The sequence below is a fragment of the Streptococcus canis genome (genome assembly GCF_900636575.1).
In the GTDB taxonomy this organism is placed as follows: Bacteria; Bacillota; Bacilli; order Lactobacillales; family Streptococcaceae; genus Streptococcus; species Streptococcus canis.
Genome location: NZ_LR134293.1, coordinates 528,559 through 545,000, shown reverse-complemented (window position 1 = coordinate 545,000; position 16,442 = coordinate 528,559). Strand labels below are relative to the sequence as shown.

Below are 16,442 nucleotides of genomic sequence, written 5' to 3'. Positions count from 1 at the left end.
AAAGATTAAAAAATTTACTGTCTTTGAGTGCTACTGTGGATAAGTGGGTATCGGCGGAAGTTATCTCTCGCAACCCATATCAATGGTACGATTCGTTACAGATTAAAACCGCTAAAAAAGTGTTGCAACCAAATTCCTTAGTGCTATCTGGGGAAGGAATTATCGGTAAAGTGACTTCTGCCAACCGACAGGCAGCTCGTGTTGAGTTATTAACATGTGGAAAAGAGGTCAATATACCTATTAAGATTGTGGATAAGAATAAGATTATCTATGGCAATTTGAAATATTTTCAGATTGAGGAGAAACGAATGCTGGCTAGTGAGTTTAATAGTAATGAGGCTATTGATCTAGGTGCTAAAGTTTATACGAGTGGTTTAGATGGGGAAACTCAAGCCAATCTTCCCGTTGGTAAAGTAATTGGATTTAAGAATTCATCAGATAAATTGAAACGGCAGCTATTGATTAAATTGTTTGCTGATTTTGATCATCTAGATAATGTTCTGGTTGTTGGGATTGAAAAGTAATGAAGAGATCACTATTTATCAGTTTTTTTATATTTTTAACTTTTTTTCTGGATACTCAATTATCTGAGATTATTACCCTTTATTTTAGTGGACCTTATGGTGTTACTTCGCATTTATTTTTGTTGGTCTTATTGCTTTTTATCTTGTCTTCGAGGTCTTTATTTTTACCGCTAATTTTAACTTTCTTTTTTGGTTTGCTATTTGATTTTTATTACTTTGATTTTTTGGGTCTTTATTTACTCGCTTTGCCAATAACTACTGTTTTTGTTTTTTGGTTAGGAAAGCAACTGTCAGGTAAGATGACTTTTGGGCAATTCATCCTACTTTTTTTGATTGCTATTTTTCTTGTGGATTTCCTGAGTTTTTTCTTGGCACAATTATTCCATTTAACCTATTTAGAACTTTCTTATGTGATGACCTTTCAAATGGTGCCAACTCTTATTTTTAATGTTTTTCTTGCCTTTTGCTTTCGCAAAAAAATAATAAATCAATTTTATTGATTATTACATATAACTGTAACAATCACGTAACATTAAAAGCTTGATTTTCTGGTAAAATATAAGGTGTCTTATCGAAAAGGAGTAGTTTTTTAATTATGAAAAAAGGAATTTTATCAGCAGTTCTTGTAAGTGGTGTGACCCTTGGAGCAGCTACGACAGTAGGAGCGGAAGATTTTAGTACGAAGATTGCAGCGCAAAATTCTATTATCTCAACTCTAACTGCAGAGCAACAAGCTGCACAAAACCAAGTTTCAGCATTACAGGCTCAAGTAAGTTCTTTGCAATCTCAACAAGACGAGTTGGCAGCAAAAAACGCTGAACTTGAGGCACAGTCTTCACAATTTGAACAAGAAATTCAAGCACTTGCAAATAAAATTATTGTTCGCAATGAAAAATTAAAAAATCAAGCGCGTAGCGCTCAAAAAGGTCATGTAACATCAAGTTATATTAACACTCTTTTGAATTCTAAATCAATTTCAGATGTTATCAACCGTTTGGTTGCTATTCGTGAAGTTGTTTCAGCTAATGAAAAAATGTTAGAACAACAAAAGGCAGACCAAGCAGCTATTCAAGAAAAACAAGATGCAAACCAAGCAGCTATTAATACAATTGCTGCCAATATGGCAACGATTAGAGAAAATCAAAATGCTTTACGTACGCAACAAGCAGATTTAGAAGTTGCTAAAGTTAACTTAGCAATTCAACTCGCTTCTGCTGAGGATGAAAAAGCAAGCTTACTTAACCGACAAGCAGCAGCACAACAAGCAGCGGCTGAAGCGTTGGCAGCACAACAAGCAGCACAAGCTAAAGCACAAGAGGAAGCAGCACAACAAGCAGCTTCTGTTGAAGCAGCGAAATCTGCTATTATTCCAGTAGCAGAAGTGCCTTCAGCTTCACAAACCAGCAGTGCTAGTGAACCAGCTCCTATGACTCCTGCTCCTTCAGCAGTTGTAGCGCCTACTGTAACTCCAGTAGCGCCTGTTGTGAGACCACAAGTTTCTTATGATTCTTCTAACACTTATCCAGTTGGACAATGTACTTGGGGAGTTAAATCGCTTGCACCTTGGGCTGGTAATAACTGGGGTAACGGTGGACAATGGGCTGCCAGTGCTCAAGCACAAGGCTTTACTGTAAGTAGTACACCAGTTCCTGGTGCAATTGCTGTTTGGAATGATGGTGGTTATGGTCACGTTGCTTATGTGTCACAAGTCCAAAGTGCATCTAATATCCGAGTTATGGAATCAAACTATGCAGGCAACATGTATATTAACGATTACCGAGGTTGGTTTAACCCAACTGGTGCCGTTTACATTTTGCCACGCTAATTCATTATGATAAATGATTAAGGTTGGAATTTTTATGTCCAGCCTTTTTATATGATTGTATTTTTTACTTAACTTTGGTGTTAAAAAGTTATTGTGTTTCTAGCTAAGTTGTGGAAAAAGTTTGAATTAAGAAATGAGCAATTTTGTCTACCTTAAGTCAATTTTTTAATTTTATTTGATAATTCGCCTGAAAAACGTTAAAATGGTATAGGATTAAAACTTTGGAGGAAAAAATGTCTTATTCTGATTTAAAATTGTTTGCCTTATCGTCAAACAAGGAATTAGCAGAAAAAGTTGCGTCTGCAATGGGGATTCAACTTGGGAAGTCTACTGTTCGCCAATTTTCAGATGGTGAAATTCAAGTAAACATTGAAGAATCGATTCGTGGTCATCACGTCTTTATTTTGCAATCAACTAGTTCACCGGTCAATGATAACTTGATGGAAATCCTGATTATGGTTGATGCCTTAAAACGTGCTAGTGCAGAAAAGATTTCAGTTGTAATGCCTTACTATGGTTATGCACGTCAAGACCGTAAAGCACGTTCTCGTGAACCGATTACTTCTAAATTAGTTGCTAATATGTTAGAAGTTGCTGGTGTTGATCGCTTATTAACGGTTGATTTGCATGCTGCTCAAATTCAAGGGTTCTTTGATATTCCTGTTGATCACTTAATGGGTGCTCCGTTAATTGCAGATTATTTTGATCGTCATGGTCTGGTGGGTGAAGATGTTGTTGTTGTTAGTCCTGACCATGGCGGTGTGACGCGTGCTCGTAAATTGGCACAATTCCTCCAAACACCAATTGCAATTATTGACAAACGCCGTAGTGTGGATAAGATGAATACTAGTGAGGTCATGAATATTATCGGTAATGTTGAAGGTAAGAAATGTATCTTGATTGATGATATGATCGATACAGCAGGGACTATTTGTCATGCGGCAGATGCTCTTGCTGAGGCTGGTGCAACAGCTGTTTATGCCTCATGTACGCACCCAGTGCTTTCTGGACCAGCGCTTGATAATATCCAACGATCAGCTATTGAAAAATTAATTGTTCTTGATACTATTTACCTTCCAGAAGAACGTTTAATTGACAAGATTGAACAAATTTCGATTGCAGATTTGGTTGCAGAAGCCATTATTCGTATTCATGAAAAACGTCCATTGTCCCCCTTATTTGAGATGGGGAATTAAGCTTAATGAAGCCTGAGATGATAGCTCTTAGGCTTTTTTTGTTTTTTAACTGACTGAGATTTTGTCAAGGAGCTCTGCTATTCTTTCAGTTGAAGTTTAATAAGGTCGAGGAATTCTGGATGAGTCATGCAATTTTTCGAGATTTTGGGTATAATAAGAGCTATATCGACTGCTCTTGTAGAGAGGGCTAAAGGCAAAAAAAGAGTTGGCGGGGAAAATGCAGTTAAACGAGTCTTTGGGGATTGTCCTTTTTAATAGGAATTATCGGGAAGATGATAAATTGGTCAAGATTTTTACGGAGACGGCTGGGAAACGCATGTTTTTCGTAAAACATATTAGTCGTTCTAAACTTGCTTCGGTGGTTCAGCCCTTGACTGTTGCTGACTTTATCTTTAAGTTAAATGAGTCAGGTCTTTCCTACATTAATGATTATAATCAGGTGGATACTTATCGGTACATTAATGAAGATCTCTTTCGACTATCTTATGCAAGCTATGTGGTGGCTTTGGCAGATGCTGCTATTTCGGACAATGAACCTGATCCTCATTTATTTGCTTTTTTGAAAAAGACCCTTGATTTGATGGAAGAGGGGTTAGATTATGAGATTTTAACCAATATTTTTGAAGTTCAAGTGTTAGAACGGTTTGGAATTAGCATTAATTTTCATGACTGTGCTTTTTGTCATCGTGTGGGTCTGCCATTTGATTTTTCACATCAGTATTCAGGAGTGCTTTGTCCAGAACATTATCATAAAGATGAACGTCGTAATCATCTAGATCCCAATGTGATTTATTTGTTAGATCGTTTTCAAACCATTCAGTTTGAGGAGTTAAGGACCATTTCTTTGAAGGATGATATGAAAAGAAAGCTTCGTCATTTTATTGATGAATTGTATCACGATTATGTAGGGCTTCAGTTGAAAAGCAAGATCTTTATTGACGATTTGAGTAAATGGGGTAACATTATGAAACAAAAGGATTAACGAAGGGATATTGACTTGGCCTTCGATGGGAATTATGCCTAGAATGTGCTATAATAATGACATTATTAATAGGCTATTAAGGTTAAGAGTTAGAACCAAAGGAGCAAAAATGAAGAAAATTGCAATAGATGCTATGGGCGGTGATAACGCTCCCAAAGCCATCGTTGAAGGTGTTAATCAGGCGATAGAAACTTTTTCAGATATTGAAATTCAACTTTACGGTGATCAATCCAAGATTGATGCTTATCTTGTTCAGTCGGACCGTGTTTCTGTTATTCATACAGACGAGAAAATTCATTCAGATGATGAGCCTGCAAAAGCTATTCGTCGGAAAAAACAGGCTTCAATGGTTTTAGCTGCTAAGGCTGTAAAAGAAGGTCAGGCAGAAGCTATTCTCTCAGCAGGGAACACTGGTGCGCTGTTAGCAGCAGGCTTATTTGTTGTGGGTCGTATCAAGGGTGTTGATCGCCCAGGATTGTTGTCAACGATTCCAACAACAAGTGGTAAAGGATTTGATATGCTAGATTTGGGTGCCAATGCTGAAAATACGGCAGCTCATTTGCATCAATATGCTATTTTAGGTTCTTTCTATGCTAAGAATGTACGTGGGATTGCTAAGCCTCGTGTTGGTCTATTAAACAATGGAACTGAGGCTACAAAAGGAGATTCACTTCGTAAGGAAACTTATGACCTTTTGGCTGCAGATGATAGTTTAACCTTTGTTGGTAATGTCGAGGCGCGTGATTTGATGTCAGGTGTTGCGGATGTTGTAGTGGCAGATGGTTTCACAGGAAACGCTGTGTTGAAATCCATGGAGGGGACTGCGATGAGTATTATGGGACAACTCAAGCAGGCTATTAAGTCAGGTGGTCTGAAAGCAAAAATAGGTGCCCTTCTCTTGAAAGATAGTCTTTATGAGATGAAGAATTCTTTAGATTATTCTAGCGCTGGTGGTGCTGTCTTATTTGGTTTGAGAGCACCTGTTGTGAAATCACATGGCTCTAGTGATGCCAAGGCTATTTTTTCAACAATTAAACAAGTGCGCACCATGCTAGAGACAAATGTTGTGGGACAATTGGTAGATGAATTTGCTAAGGAGGTTGAAAATAATGACTAGAGAAGCTATTTTAGAAAAATTAGTTGCACTAATCCAAAAGCAAAGAAGTCATTTAGACATAGCTATTACGGAAGAGACTAGTTTAAAAGATGATTTAGCCGTTGACTCTATTGAATTGGTTGAATTTGTGATTAATATCGAGGACGAATTTCATATTGCTATTCCAGATGAAGATGTTGATAATATGGTCTCTATGGGGGATATGCTAGATTATTTGGTTAAGCGTTTGGCTTAACAATCAGATTAAAAAGAGCGAAAGCTCTTTTTATTATGCCTGCAATTTCAACAAAAAACGAACTTTCAAAGCGTTATATCTTTGCAACGTAAATAAAAACTTGAACAATTAGTTTTATTATGTTATTCTTAAATAAAAATAGCGTGAAAGGCGAACAATATGAAGGCTAACCAACTTATTTATTCAGGTAAAGCAAAGGACCTTTATACCACAGAAGATGAGCATGTGATTTTGTCGGTTTACAAAGATCAAGCAACGATGCTCAATGGTGCTCGTAAGGAGATGATTGAAGGGAAGGGGCGGTTAAATAATGCCATCTCTTCTTTGATTTTTGAAAAACTAAATACTGTTGGTGTGGCCACACATTTTTTAAAGCGTTTGTCAGAAACCGAACAATTAATGAAAAAAGTTGATATTATTCCCTTAGAGGTTGTGTTGCGTAATGTGGCAGCCGGGTCATTTTCAAAACGGTTTGGCATTGAAGAGGGACTTGTTTTAGAGACACCTATTATTGAATTCTATTATAAAAAGGATGAGTTGGACGACCCATTCATTAATGATGAACACATTAGCTTTTTAAAGATTGCTAGTAAAGAGGATATTGCTTATATCAAGACAGAAACCCGTCGTATCAATGATTACCTCACTTCCTGGTTTAAACAAGTTGGCCTTCAATTGATAGATTTTAAATTGGAATTTGGGTTTGCCAAGAATGGCAAGATTATTTTAGCTGATGAATTTTCACCAGATAACTGTCGTCTTTGGGATGCTGATGGTCATCACATGGATAAGGATGTTTTTCGTAGAAATCTAGGTAGTTTGACAGCTGTTTATGAGACTGTCTTAGAAAAATTGCAAACATTAGATTAGGCTATTTAAGTCTAGTCATCAAAGACTGTTCCCCCTTTTTATTGTGATTAAAATAATTGGTTCGAGGTTTCAAGCTATGCCGACCTTGGTAATTTTGGAATGAGCAAGAATTAAAAATGGAGCAAGTAGTGGGGACTTGCATTTTTGCATATTAAGTCGGTTGTGTTTGCATTATGTTAAAAAAGGATTCAATACACTAGTTAAAGGAACTAAAATGGACAAACGTATTTTCGTTGAGAAAAAAGCCAATTTTGGCATTAAATCAGAGTCGCTTGTTAAAGAATTGACTCACAATCTTCAATTAACCAGTTTGACAAAACTTCGTATGATTCAAGTTTATGATGTTTTTGATTTGGCGGAGGACTTGTATGATCGAGCAGAGAAACATCTTTTTTCTGAACAGGTGACAGATTGTGTTTTGACTGAGGATGCTATCAATACAGAACTGGTTAATAATACTTTCTTTGCTATTGAAAGTTTACCTGGACAATTTGACCAACGAGCAGTATCTGCTCAGGAAGCTCTGCTATTGCTTGGAAGTAACAGTAAAGTGACCGTTCATACGGCTCAATTGTATTTGGTTAATAAGGATATTCTGGCAACAGAGTTGGAAGCAGTCAAAAATTATCTGCTCAATCCGGTTGATTCACGTTTTAAAGATATTACAAAAAGTATTGTTCGACATGACTTTTCTGAGTCAGATAAAACGATTCCAACTTTGGATTTTTTTGAGACCTATACGGTGGAAGAGTTGGCAGGCTATAAGGCTGAGCAGGGCTTGGCCATGGAAGTTGATGATATTGTCTTTATTCAGAAGTATTTTAAATCCATTGGCCGTGTACCAACGGAAACAGAATTGAGGGTTTTAGATACTTATTGGTCTGATCATTGTCGTCACACGACTTTTGAAACTGAGTTGAGAAACATTGATTTCTCAGCTTCTAAGTTTCAAAAGCAATTGCAAGCAAGCTATGACAAATACATTGCCATGCGAGATGAATTAGGGCGTTCTGACAAGCCGCAGACGCTTATGGATATGGCAACGATCTTTGGTCGTTACGAGCGTGCCAATGGCCGTCTGGACGATATGGAAGTGTCTGACGAGATCAATGCTTGTTCGGTTGAAATAGATGTGGACGTTGATGGTATGAAAGAGCCGTGGCTTCTCATGTTTAAAAACGAAACCCATAATCACCCAACGGAAATTGAGCCATTTGGTGGGGCGGCGACTTGTATTGGTGGCGCTATTCGTGACCCATTGTCAGGACGTTCCTATGTTTATCAGGCCATGCGTATTTCAGGTGCAGGTGATATTACAACACCAATCGCAGAGACGCGCGCTGGGAAATTGCCCCAACAAGTGATTTCAAAAATAGCAGCTCATGGTTATTCTTCATACGGGAACCAAATCGGACTTGCGACAATCTATGTCAAAGAATATTTCCACCCAGGTTTTGTGGCTAAGCGCATGGAACTAGGAGCTGTGGTCGGTGCTGTACCGAAGGAAAATGTGGTCCGTGAAAAACCTGTGGCTGGTGATGTGGTCATTCTCCTTGGTGGGAAAACGGGACGTGATGGTATCGGTGGGGCAACAGGTTCTTCAAAAGTCCAAACGGTGGCATCAGTGGAAACGGCTGGTGCAGAAGTTCAAAAAGGGAATGCCATTGAAGAGCGTAAGATTCAACGCCTTTTCCGAAATGGGAAGGTGACACGTCTTATCAAGAAATCAAATGACTTTGGTGCGGGTGGTGTCTGTGTAGCCATCGGTGAACTGGCTGATGGTCTAGAAATTGATTTGGACAAGGTGCCGCTCAAGTACCAAGGGCTTAATGGAACTGAAATTGCTATTTCAGAATCACAGGAGCGCATGGCAGTGGTTGTCCGTCTAGAAGATGCTGATGTTTTTATTGCAGAATGTGCTAAAGAAAATATTGCTGCTGTCGTTGTAGCAACGGTTACTGATAAACCAAGTCTTGTGATGACTTGGAATGGGCAAACGATTGTTGATCTTGAGCGGAGCTTTCTAGATACTAATGGTGTCCGTGTCGTTGTTGATGCTAAAGTCATTGACAAGGCCGTCAACTTGCCAGAAAAACGGACGACATCAATAGCAACACTTGAAACAGATACGCTTGCTGTGCTTTCAGACCTCAATCACGCTTCTCAGAAAGGTCTCCAAACTATTTTTGATTCTTCTGTCGGGCGTTCAACGATTAATCACCCTATTGGTGGACGTTATCAAATAACACCGACAGAAGCTTCTGTTCAAAAGTTACCTGTTCAACATGGTGTGACGACAACAGCCTCAGCCATTGCTCAAGGATACAATCCTTATATTGCAGAGTGGTCACCATATCACGGAGCAGCCTATGCTGTCATTGAAGCGACAGCTCGTTTGGTAGCGACTGGTGCAAACTGGTCTCAAGCTCGCTTTTCATACCAAGAATATTTTGAGCGTATGGACAAGCAGGCGGAGCGTTTTGGGCAACCTGTTTCAGCTCTGCTTGGTTCTATTGAAGCACAATTTCAACTGGGCTTGCCATCCATTGGTGGGAAAGACTCCATGTCTGGAACCTTTGAAGAATTAACAGTCCCGCCGACACTAGTTGCCTTCGGGGTGACGACTGCAGATTCACGACGGGTGCTTTCGCCTGAATTCAAAGTGGCTGGTCAATATATTTACTACATTCCTGGTCAAGCCATCTCTGAAGACATTGATTTTGACCTCATTAAGTCTAATTTTGAAACATTTGCAGCTATTCAAGACAGCTATACCATCACCTCCGCATCAGCAGTTAAATATGGTGGTGTTATTGAAAGCTTAGCGCTTGCTATTTTTGGAAATCGTATTGGTGCTACTGTGGAATTGGCAGAGCTTGACAGTAGCTTGACAGCTCAGCTAGGTGGTTTTATCTTTACATCTACTCAAGAGATTGCTGATGCGATTAAAATTGGGGAGACAACTGTTGACTTTACATTAACTGTTAATGGGCAAGTCCTTGGTGGAGAAGTTCTCCTTGCTGCTTTTGAAGATAGATTAGAAGATGTTTACCCAACAACATTTCATCAAAGTCAAGCACTTGAAGAAGTGCCTGTTGTGGTTTCAGATGTAGCGGTTAGGACAAAAGAAATCGTTGAAAAACCACTGGTTTACATCCCAGTATTCCCAGGAACTAATTCAGAATATGATTCAGCTAAAGCCTTTGAACAAGCAGGAGCTGATGTCAATTTAGTACCTTTTGTAACCTTAAATCAAGCAGCTATTGAACAGTCGGTTGATATTATGGTTGATAACATTAAGGAGGCAAATATCATTTTCTTTGCTGGTGGTTTTTCTGCCGCAGATGAGCCAGATGGTTCGGCTAAATTTATCGTCAATATCTTACTTAATGAAAAAGTTCGCTCTGCTATTGACAGCTTTATCGAAAAAGGTGGACTGCTTATTGGTATCTGTAATGGCTTCCAAGCGCTTGTCAAATCGGGTCTTCTCCCTTACGGCAATTTTGCCGAGGCAGGTGACACATCACCAACTCTCTTTTATAATGACGCTAATCAACACGTGGCTAAGATGGTGGAAACACGAATTGCCAATACCAATTCGCCTTGGCTTGCTGGTGTTCATGTCGGAGATGTGCATGCTATTGCGGTATCACATGGTGAGGGTAAATTTATTGTAACACCGGAAGAATTTGCAGTGCTCCGTGACAATGGCCAAATTTTTAGTCAGTATGTGGATGGGAATGGTCAGCCAAGTATGGATTCTAAATACAATCCTAATGGTTCGATGAATGCTATCGAAGGAATTACAAGTAGAAATGGCCAGATCATTGGGAAGATGGGACATTCCGAACGCTGGGAAGATGGTCTTTTTCAAAATATTCCAGGAAATAAAGACCAAAAACTTTTTGAGTCAGCGGTTCGTTATTTTACAGGAAAGTGAACCTTTTGATCTATTGCGTTAAGCTAGATTGAACCGTCGAAACCATAAGAGGGAAGATTATCCTAAGTTGAGTTAATCTTCATGAAATAACTGAGGCTTTGAATTTAATAATAACGAAAAGAACTCCGTAGGGAGGTTGCTGATTTCCCAATCCTCAAGGGGAACTGGCAAAAAAGAATTCTAGAATGTCTAAGATTCTTTAAAAATTAACAGAAAGTGTGACATTTAGTGACATACGAAATAAAATCTCTTAACGAAGAATGTGGTGTCTTTGGAATATGGGGGCACCCTCAAGCGGCTCAAGTAACCTATTTTGGACTTCACAGTCTTCAACACCGTGGCCAAGAAGGTGCGGGTATCATTTCTAATGATAAAGGACAGCTGCATCAACATCGTGATACGGGACTGCTATCAGATGTTTTTAAAAATCAGGCTGATTTAGAACAGTTAACTGGTCAGGCAGCCATTGGGCATGTCCGTTATGCCACAGCTGGTACTGCTTCTATTGATAATATTCAGCCTTTTCTCTATCAGTTTACAAATGCCCAATTTGGGCTTTGTCATAATGGTAATTTGACGAATGCGCTCTCCTTGAAAAAAGAATTAGAGCGAGAAGGTGCTATTTTTAATGCCTCATCAGATACTGAAATTTTGATGCATTTGATACGTCGAAGCCATCATCCAGCATTTCTTGGGAAGGTCAAAGAAGCCCTCAACACTGTTAAAGGGGGCTTTGCTTACCTCCTTATGACAGAGGATAAATTGATCGCTGCCCTTGATCCAAATGGTTTCAGGCCTTTATCTATTGGTCAAATGAAAAATGGTGCTTGGGTTGTTTCTTCAGAAACCTGTGCGTTTGAAGTGATTGGAGCCCAGTGGGTCCGTGATGTAAAGCCGGGAGAATTAATTATTATTGATGATTCTGGTATTACTTATGACCAGTACACAACAGCTACCCAATTAGCGATTTGTTCAATGGAATACGTCTATTTTGCTCGGCCTGATTCAACCATCTATGGTGTGAATGTTCATACGGCTCGTAAGCAGATGGGAAAAAGGCTGGCGCAGGAATTCCAACATAAGGCTGATATTGTTGTTGGTGTTCCCAACTCGTCCTTATCGGCAGCCATGGGATTTGCTGAAGAATCCGGTTTACCAAACGAAATGGGACTGGTCAAAAATCAATACACGCAGAGGACCTTTATTCAACCAACCCAAGAATTGCGAGAACAAGGTGTTCGCATGAAGTTATCAGCGGTGTCGGGCGTGGTCAAAGGAAAACGAGTGGTCATGGTGGATGATTCTATTGTGAGAGGAACCACATCGCGACGCATTGTTAACTTGCTTCGTGAAGCAGGCGCTACAGAGGTCCATGTGGCAATCGGTAGTCCTGAACTCAAATTCCCTTGCTTTTATGGTATTGATATTCAAACGCGCCGTGAGTTGATTTCAGCTAATCATACCGCGGCAGAAGTGTGCGATATTATTGGAGCAGACAGTCTCACATATCTCTCCTTAGATGGTATGATTGAAGCTATTGGACTTGATACAGACGCTCCAAAAGGAGGTCTTTGCGTGGCCTATTTTGATGGGGAGTATCCAACTCCTTTGTATGATTATAAAGATGAATATTTGCGCAGTTTGGAAGAACAAACCAGTTTTTACATTGAAAAAGTGAAGTAAGCTGTATGGACAAATTGCTGAAGCATTTGAAAACTAGAGCTGTCATCGCTCTTGTGTCTTACTTGTTACGGCAAGGCAAACGAGACAAGGATTTGTTACTGGCAACAATTTCAGATTTTAGCGCTTATCAGCATCACGATATGTGGAAATGACTCAAAGAAAAAGTGGAAAAGTAGCGCAGCTATTTCCAAGAAGAACATAAAACGGGAACTTTACAGATAGTTGACAATCTTGTCAACCAAGAGGAGACAAAATGGAAAAGAAAAACGCATACGCTAACGCGGGTGTGGACGTTGAAGCTGGCTATGAGGTTGTAGAACGTATCAAAAAACATGTAGTGCGTACGAAACGAGCTGGTGTCATGGGAGCACTGGGTGGTTTTGGAGGTATGTTTGACCTCAGTCAAACGGGTGCCAAAGAGCCAGTTTTGATTTCCGGTACAGACGGTGTGGGAACCAAGCTTATGTTGGCTATTAAATATGGAAAACACGATACGATTGGCCAGGACTGTGTGGCCATGTGTGTTAACGACATTATCGCTGCTGGAGCGGAACCACTTTATTTCCTAGACTATATTGCGACTGGTAAAAATGAACCTGCTAAGTTAGAGCAGGTTGTGGCAGGTGTAGCGGAAGGTTGTGTTCAAGCAGGTTGCGCCCTTATTGGTGGCGAAACTGCGGAGATGCCTGATATGTATGGCGAAGACGATTATGATTTAGCAGGTTTTGCGGTTGGAATTGCTGAAAAATCTCAAATCATTGACGGCTCAAGAGTAGCTGAAGGAGATATTCTTTTAGGACTTGCTTCAAGCGGTATTCATTCAAATGGTTATTCGCTGGTTCGCCGTGTTTTTGAGAATTACACTGGTGATGAAAGGCTGCCTGAACTTGAAGGCAAAATGCTTAAGGAGGTTCTGCTTGAACCCACACGTATCTATGTCAAAGCAGTTCTACCATTAATCAAGGGAGAATTGGTTAACGGTATCGCTCATATCACTGGTGGCGGCTTCACTGAGAATATTCCACGTATGTTTGCTGAGAATCTAGCTGCTGAAATTGATGAGAGCAAGGTTCCAGTTCGACCTATTTTTAAAGCTTTGGAAAAGTACGGCAACATCAAACACGAGGAAATGTTTGACATCTTCAATATGGGAATAGGCCTTGTTTTAGCAGTTAATCCCGAAAATGTGGATAGAGTAAAAGAACTACTTGATGAACCAGTCTATAAGATCGGCCGTGTCGTCACAAAAACTAGCGCTAGTGTGGTGATTTCGAATGGCTAACAAAATTGCCGTCTTTGCTTCTGGAAACGGCTCTAATTTTCAAGTGATTGCTGAGAATTTTCCAGTTGCATTTGTTTTTTCAGACCATCGTGATGCTTACGTGCTTGAACGTGCTCAGAATCTTGGTGTGAAGAGTTACGTTTTTGAACTCAACGAATTTGAGACTAAAGTTGCTTACGAAGAAAAAGTGGTGCAGCTTCTTGAGGAACATAAGATTGATTTGGTCTGTCTAGCGGGTTACATGAAAATTGTTGGACCAACCTTACTAGAGGCTTACGAAGGTCAAATCATCAACATTCATCCAACTTATCTACCTGACTTTCCGGGTGCCCATGGCATAGAAGATGCTTGGCAAGCAGGAGTCACCCAATCAGGTGTTACCATCCATTGGGTGGATAGTGGTGTTGATACTGGTGAGATTATCAAGCAGGTGCGTGTGCCGCGCTTGGCTAATGATACTTTTCAAAATTTTGAAAAAAGAATTCATGAGGCAGAATATGAGCTTTATCCAAAGGTTTTGGATAGGTTAGGTGTTGAAAGAAGATAGATAATCCTAGACAGTTAGTCAATCACTGATACATTGACACTGACTCCTAAAAAATTTTAGAATTTAAATGATGTTAAGGGCTACTTGACTGGTATCCAAGCAGGTAAAGTGTTGTTAACGTCTAAAAATTAACGCTTTTATTATTTTATTTTTAGTTATTATTACTAACTTGGCATACTTTATTTAAATTTGAGACTTAGTTAGGGTTTATTACGTTTTTTTCAGCAAACTCATGTGATTAGCTGGATTCCTTTTAATCAGCCAATGATTGTCAATGGCGATATTATTTTGTAGAAATGGGGTTTAATGTATTAGTTTTTATTCCTCTTGGTCTACACCTACCGTTACTGGTTTTGAAATAGATACATAGAAAAATAACAATAGTGGGTTTTTTACTGGGTTTACTGTAGGAAAGTTTCCAGCTTGTCTTAGCCATAGGAATGACTGATTTATTATGTAACACATTAGGTGTTTGTTGCGGATTATTATTTTATTGTCTAATGGTTAACTAGCTAAAAGATAGAATAATGGTATGGGTCAATAGCCTTGGGCTTATCGTTGTAGGTCTTCCTACACTTGGGCTGATAATAGTAGTGATTATTGGATTATTAACATAAATTGAGGAGAAAAATAATGAAACGTGCACTGATTAGTGTATCTGATAAAACGTGCATTGTTGAGTTTGCTCGAGTTTTGGTGCAGTTGGGCTGGGAACTCATTTCAACTGGTGGAACTAAGCTTGTGCTTGATGAAGCAGGGATCAAAACGATTGCTATTGATGATGTGACAAGATTCCCAGAAATGATGGACGGTCGTGTCAAGACGCTTCATCCAAACATTCACGGAGGGCTTTTGGCACGGCGTGATGTGGAAAGTCATTTACAGGCTGCGCGTGATAACCAGATCGAACTTATAGATCTTGTGGTGGTCAATCTTTACCCCTTTAGGGAAACCATTTTGCGACCAGATGTGACCTATGATTTGGCAGTGGAAAATATTGATATTGGTGGTCCATCCATGCTTCGTTCAGCAGCAAAGAATCATGCCAGTGTAACTGTTGTTGTGGATCCGACCGACTATGCGCTTGTTTTGGAAGAATTCGCGGCTACAGGTGAAACAACTTATGAAAGCCGTCAACGTTTAGCAGCCAAAGTTTTCCGTCATACAGCTGCCTATGATGCCTTGATTGCAGAATACTTTACAGCTCAAGTCAGAGAAAGTAAGCCAGAAAAACTTACTTTAACCTATGACCTCAAACAGGCCATGCGTTATGGTGAAAACCCACAGCAAGCTGCTGATTTTTACCAAAAAGCCATTCCCACAGAGTATTCGATTGCGTCAGCCAAGCAATTAAATGGCAAAGAGTTATCCTTTAATAATATTCGTGATGCTGATGCGGCTATCCGAATTATTCGTGATTTTAAAGATAAGCCGACGGTTGTAGCTCTCAAGCACATGAATCCATGTGGTATTGGTCAGGCAGAAACCATTGAAACAGCTTGGGATTACTGCTATGAGGCTGACCCAGTTTCTATCTTTGGTGGTATTGTCGTGCTTAATAGAGAAGTAGATGCTGCCACAGCCGAGAAGATGCACCCTATTTTCCTAGAAATTATCATCGCACCATCTTATACAGCAGAAGCGCTAGCCATTCTGACACATAAAAAGAAAAATTTGCGTCTTCTTGAGTTGCCATTTGATGCGCAAGATGCGAGTAAAGTGGAGGCGGAGTACACTGGTGTGGTTGGTGGGCTTCTGGTTCAAAATCAAGATGTTGTCAAGGAAAATCCAGCCAACTGGCAGGTAGTTACGGATCGTCAACCGACAGAACAGGAAGTCTCCGCTCTTGAATTTGCTTGGAAGGCCATTAAATACGTTAAGTCAAATGGCATCATTGTAACTAACGATCACATGACTTTAGGTGTGGGGCCAGGTCAAACCAATCGTGTGGCATCGGTGCGTATTGCCATTGATCAGGCTAAAGAGCATCTTGATGGTGCCGTTCTTGCATCGGATGCTTTCTTCCCTTTTGCAGATAATATTGAAGAAATTGCTGCCGCAGGAATTAAAGCGATTATCCAGCCAGGGGGTTCGGTCAGAGATCAAGAGTCCATTGACGCAGCCAATAAACATGGAATGGTAATGGTGTTTACAGGCATCAGACATTTTAGACATTAAAGCAAAAAGGTGTCGTTTACTAAGAACGACACCTTTTTATTATAGAGAATAAAAGAAGAGAAA

At 39.7% G+C, this 16,442-nt stretch carries 14 protein-coding genes (1 of these 14 running past the window's edge); all 14 read left to right on the top strand.

All coding sequences use genetic code 11. The annotated features are described in order from the left end of the window. Nucleotides 1-524 carry the 3' portion of a rod shape-determining protein MreC gene (gene mreC, locus EL097_RS02790; protein WP_003045871.1) on the top strand. Its footprint begins 295 nt before the window's first position, so only the last 524 of its 819 coding nucleotides appear in the window; the start codon falls outside the window, past its left edge; its stop codon occupies nucleotides 522-524. After that, complete coding sequence (mreD, locus tag EL097_RS02785; protein ID WP_003045872.1) at nucleotides 524-1,024, top strand: rod shape-determining protein MreD; 501 nt, start codon at nucleotides 524-526, stop codon at nucleotides 1,022-1,024. The genes mreC and mreD overlap by 1 nt, the downstream gene beginning before the upstream one ends. Nucleotides 1,025-1,119: 95 nt before the next feature. Then, a complete protein-coding gene (gene pcsB, locus EL097_RS02780) occupies nucleotides 1,120-2,349 on the top strand; it encodes a peptidoglycan hydrolase PcsB (RefSeq protein WP_003045873.1) in 1,230 nt (409 codons plus the stop codon). A 233-nt stretch (nucleotides 2,350-2,582) separates the two neighbouring features. Then, nucleotides 2,583-3,545 carry a ribose-phosphate diphosphokinase gene (locus EL097_RS02775; protein WP_003045875.1) on the top strand — a complete coding sequence of 321 codons (963 nt, stop codon included), beginning with the start codon at nucleotides 2,583-2,585 and terminating at the stop codon, nucleotides 3,543-3,545. 217 nt (nucleotides 3,546-3,762) lie between these two features. Then, nucleotides 3,763-4,527: a DNA repair protein RecO gene (gene recO / locus EL097_RS02770; protein WP_003045876.1), complete on the top strand. Its 765-nt coding sequence runs from the start codon at nucleotides 3,763-3,765 to the stop codon at nucleotides 4,525-4,527. Nucleotides 4,528-4,636: 109 nt separating this feature from the next. Further along, nucleotides 4,637-5,644 (top strand): phosphate acyltransferase PlsX, encoded by a 1,008-nt coding sequence (gene plsX, locus EL097_RS02765; protein WP_003045878.1) that lies wholly within the window; start codon nucleotides 4,637-4,639, stop codon nucleotides 5,642-5,644. Beyond that, nucleotides 5,637-5,879 (top strand): phosphopantetheine-binding protein, encoded by a 243-nt coding sequence (locus EL097_RS02760; protein WP_003045880.1) that lies wholly within the window; start codon nucleotides 5,637-5,639, stop codon nucleotides 5,877-5,879. The genes plsX and EL097_RS02760 overlap by 8 nt, the downstream gene beginning before the upstream one ends. A gap of 159 nt (nucleotides 5,880-6,038) precedes the next feature. After that, the gene (gene purC, locus EL097_RS02755) at nucleotides 6,039-6,749 is read left to right on the top strand and encodes a phosphoribosylaminoimidazolesuccinocarboxamide synthase (RefSeq protein WP_003045984.1); all 711 of its coding nucleotides are present in this window, start codon (nucleotides 6,039-6,041) and stop codon (nucleotides 6,747-6,749) included. Nucleotides 6,750-6,963: 214 nt separating this feature from the next. Further along, nucleotides 6,964-10,689, top strand: a complete 3,726-nt coding sequence (locus tag EL097_RS02750) for a phosphoribosylformylglycinamidine synthase (RefSeq protein ID WP_003045986.1) — start codon at nucleotides 6,964-6,966, stop codon at nucleotides 10,687-10,689. 228 nt (nucleotides 10,690-10,917) lie between these two features. Further along, entirely contained in the window at nucleotides 10,918-12,372 is a 1,455-nt protein-coding gene (gene purF, locus EL097_RS02745; protein WP_003045988.1) for an amidophosphoribosyltransferase, read from the top strand. 5 nt (nucleotides 12,373-12,377) lie between these two features. After that, a complete protein-coding gene (locus tag EL097_RS10550) occupies nucleotides 12,378-12,524 on the top strand; it encodes a hypothetical protein (RefSeq protein ID WP_003045990.1) in 147 nt (48 codons plus the stop codon). Nucleotides 12,525-12,625: 101 nt separating this feature from the next. After that, entirely contained in the window at nucleotides 12,626-13,654 is a 1,029-nt protein-coding gene (purM, locus tag EL097_RS02740; RefSeq protein ID WP_003045992.1) for a phosphoribosylformylglycinamidine cyclo-ligase, read from the top strand. Then, nucleotides 13,647-14,201, top strand: a complete 555-nt coding sequence (gene purN / locus EL097_RS02735) for a phosphoribosylglycinamide formyltransferase (protein WP_003045995.1) — start codon at nucleotides 13,647-13,649, stop codon at nucleotides 14,199-14,201. Before purM ends, purN begins: the two co-directional genes overlap by 8 nt. A 630-nt stretch (nucleotides 14,202-14,831) precedes the next feature. Beyond that, nucleotides 14,832-16,379, top strand: coding sequence for a bifunctional phosphoribosylaminoimidazolecarboxamide formyltransferase/IMP cyclohydrolase (purH, locus tag EL097_RS02725; RefSeq protein ID WP_039994915.1), 1,548 nt, complete (start codon nucleotides 14,832-14,834; stop codon nucleotides 16,377-16,379). Nucleotides 16,380-16,442: the final 63 nt, after the last annotated feature.

What these genes read in the sequence shown, in the direction of transcription:
- mreD (WP_003045872.1), top strand. Translation starts at nt 524, where the DNA reads ATGAAGAGATCACTATTTATCAGTTTTTTTATATTTTTAACTTTTTTT.
- pcsB (WP_003045873.1), top strand. Translation starts at nt 1,120, where the DNA reads ATGAAAAAAGGAATTTTATCAGCAGTTCTTGTAAGTGGTGTGACCCTT.
- EL097_RS02775 (WP_003045875.1), top strand. Translation starts at nt 2,583, where the DNA reads ATGTCTTATTCTGATTTAAAATTGTTTGCCTTATCGTCAAACAAGGAA.
- recO (WP_003045876.1), top strand. Translation starts at nt 3,763, where the DNA reads ATGCAGTTAAACGAGTCTTTGGGGATTGTCCTTTTTAATAGGAATTAT.
- plsX (WP_003045878.1), top strand. Translation starts at nt 4,637, where the DNA reads ATGAAGAAAATTGCAATAGATGCTATGGGCGGTGATAACGCTCCCAAA.
- EL097_RS02760 (WP_003045880.1), top strand. Translation starts at nt 5,637, where the DNA reads ATGACTAGAGAAGCTATTTTAGAAAAATTAGTTGCACTAATCCAAAAG.
- purC (WP_003045984.1), top strand. Translation starts at nt 6,039, where the DNA reads ATGAAGGCTAACCAACTTATTTATTCAGGTAAAGCAAAGGACCTTTAT.
- EL097_RS02750 (WP_003045986.1), top strand. Translation starts at nt 6,964, where the DNA reads ATGGACAAACGTATTTTCGTTGAGAAAAAAGCCAATTTTGGCATTAAA.
- EL097_RS10550 (WP_003045990.1), top strand. Translation starts at nt 12,378, where the DNA reads ATGGACAAATTGCTGAAGCATTTGAAAACTAGAGCTGTCATCGCTCTT.
- purM (WP_003045992.1), top strand. Translation starts at nt 12,626, where the DNA reads ATGGAAAAGAAAAACGCATACGCTAACGCGGGTGTGGACGTTGAAGCT.
- purN (WP_003045995.1), top strand. Translation starts at nt 13,647, where the DNA reads ATGGCTAACAAAATTGCCGTCTTTGCTTCTGGAAACGGCTCTAATTTT.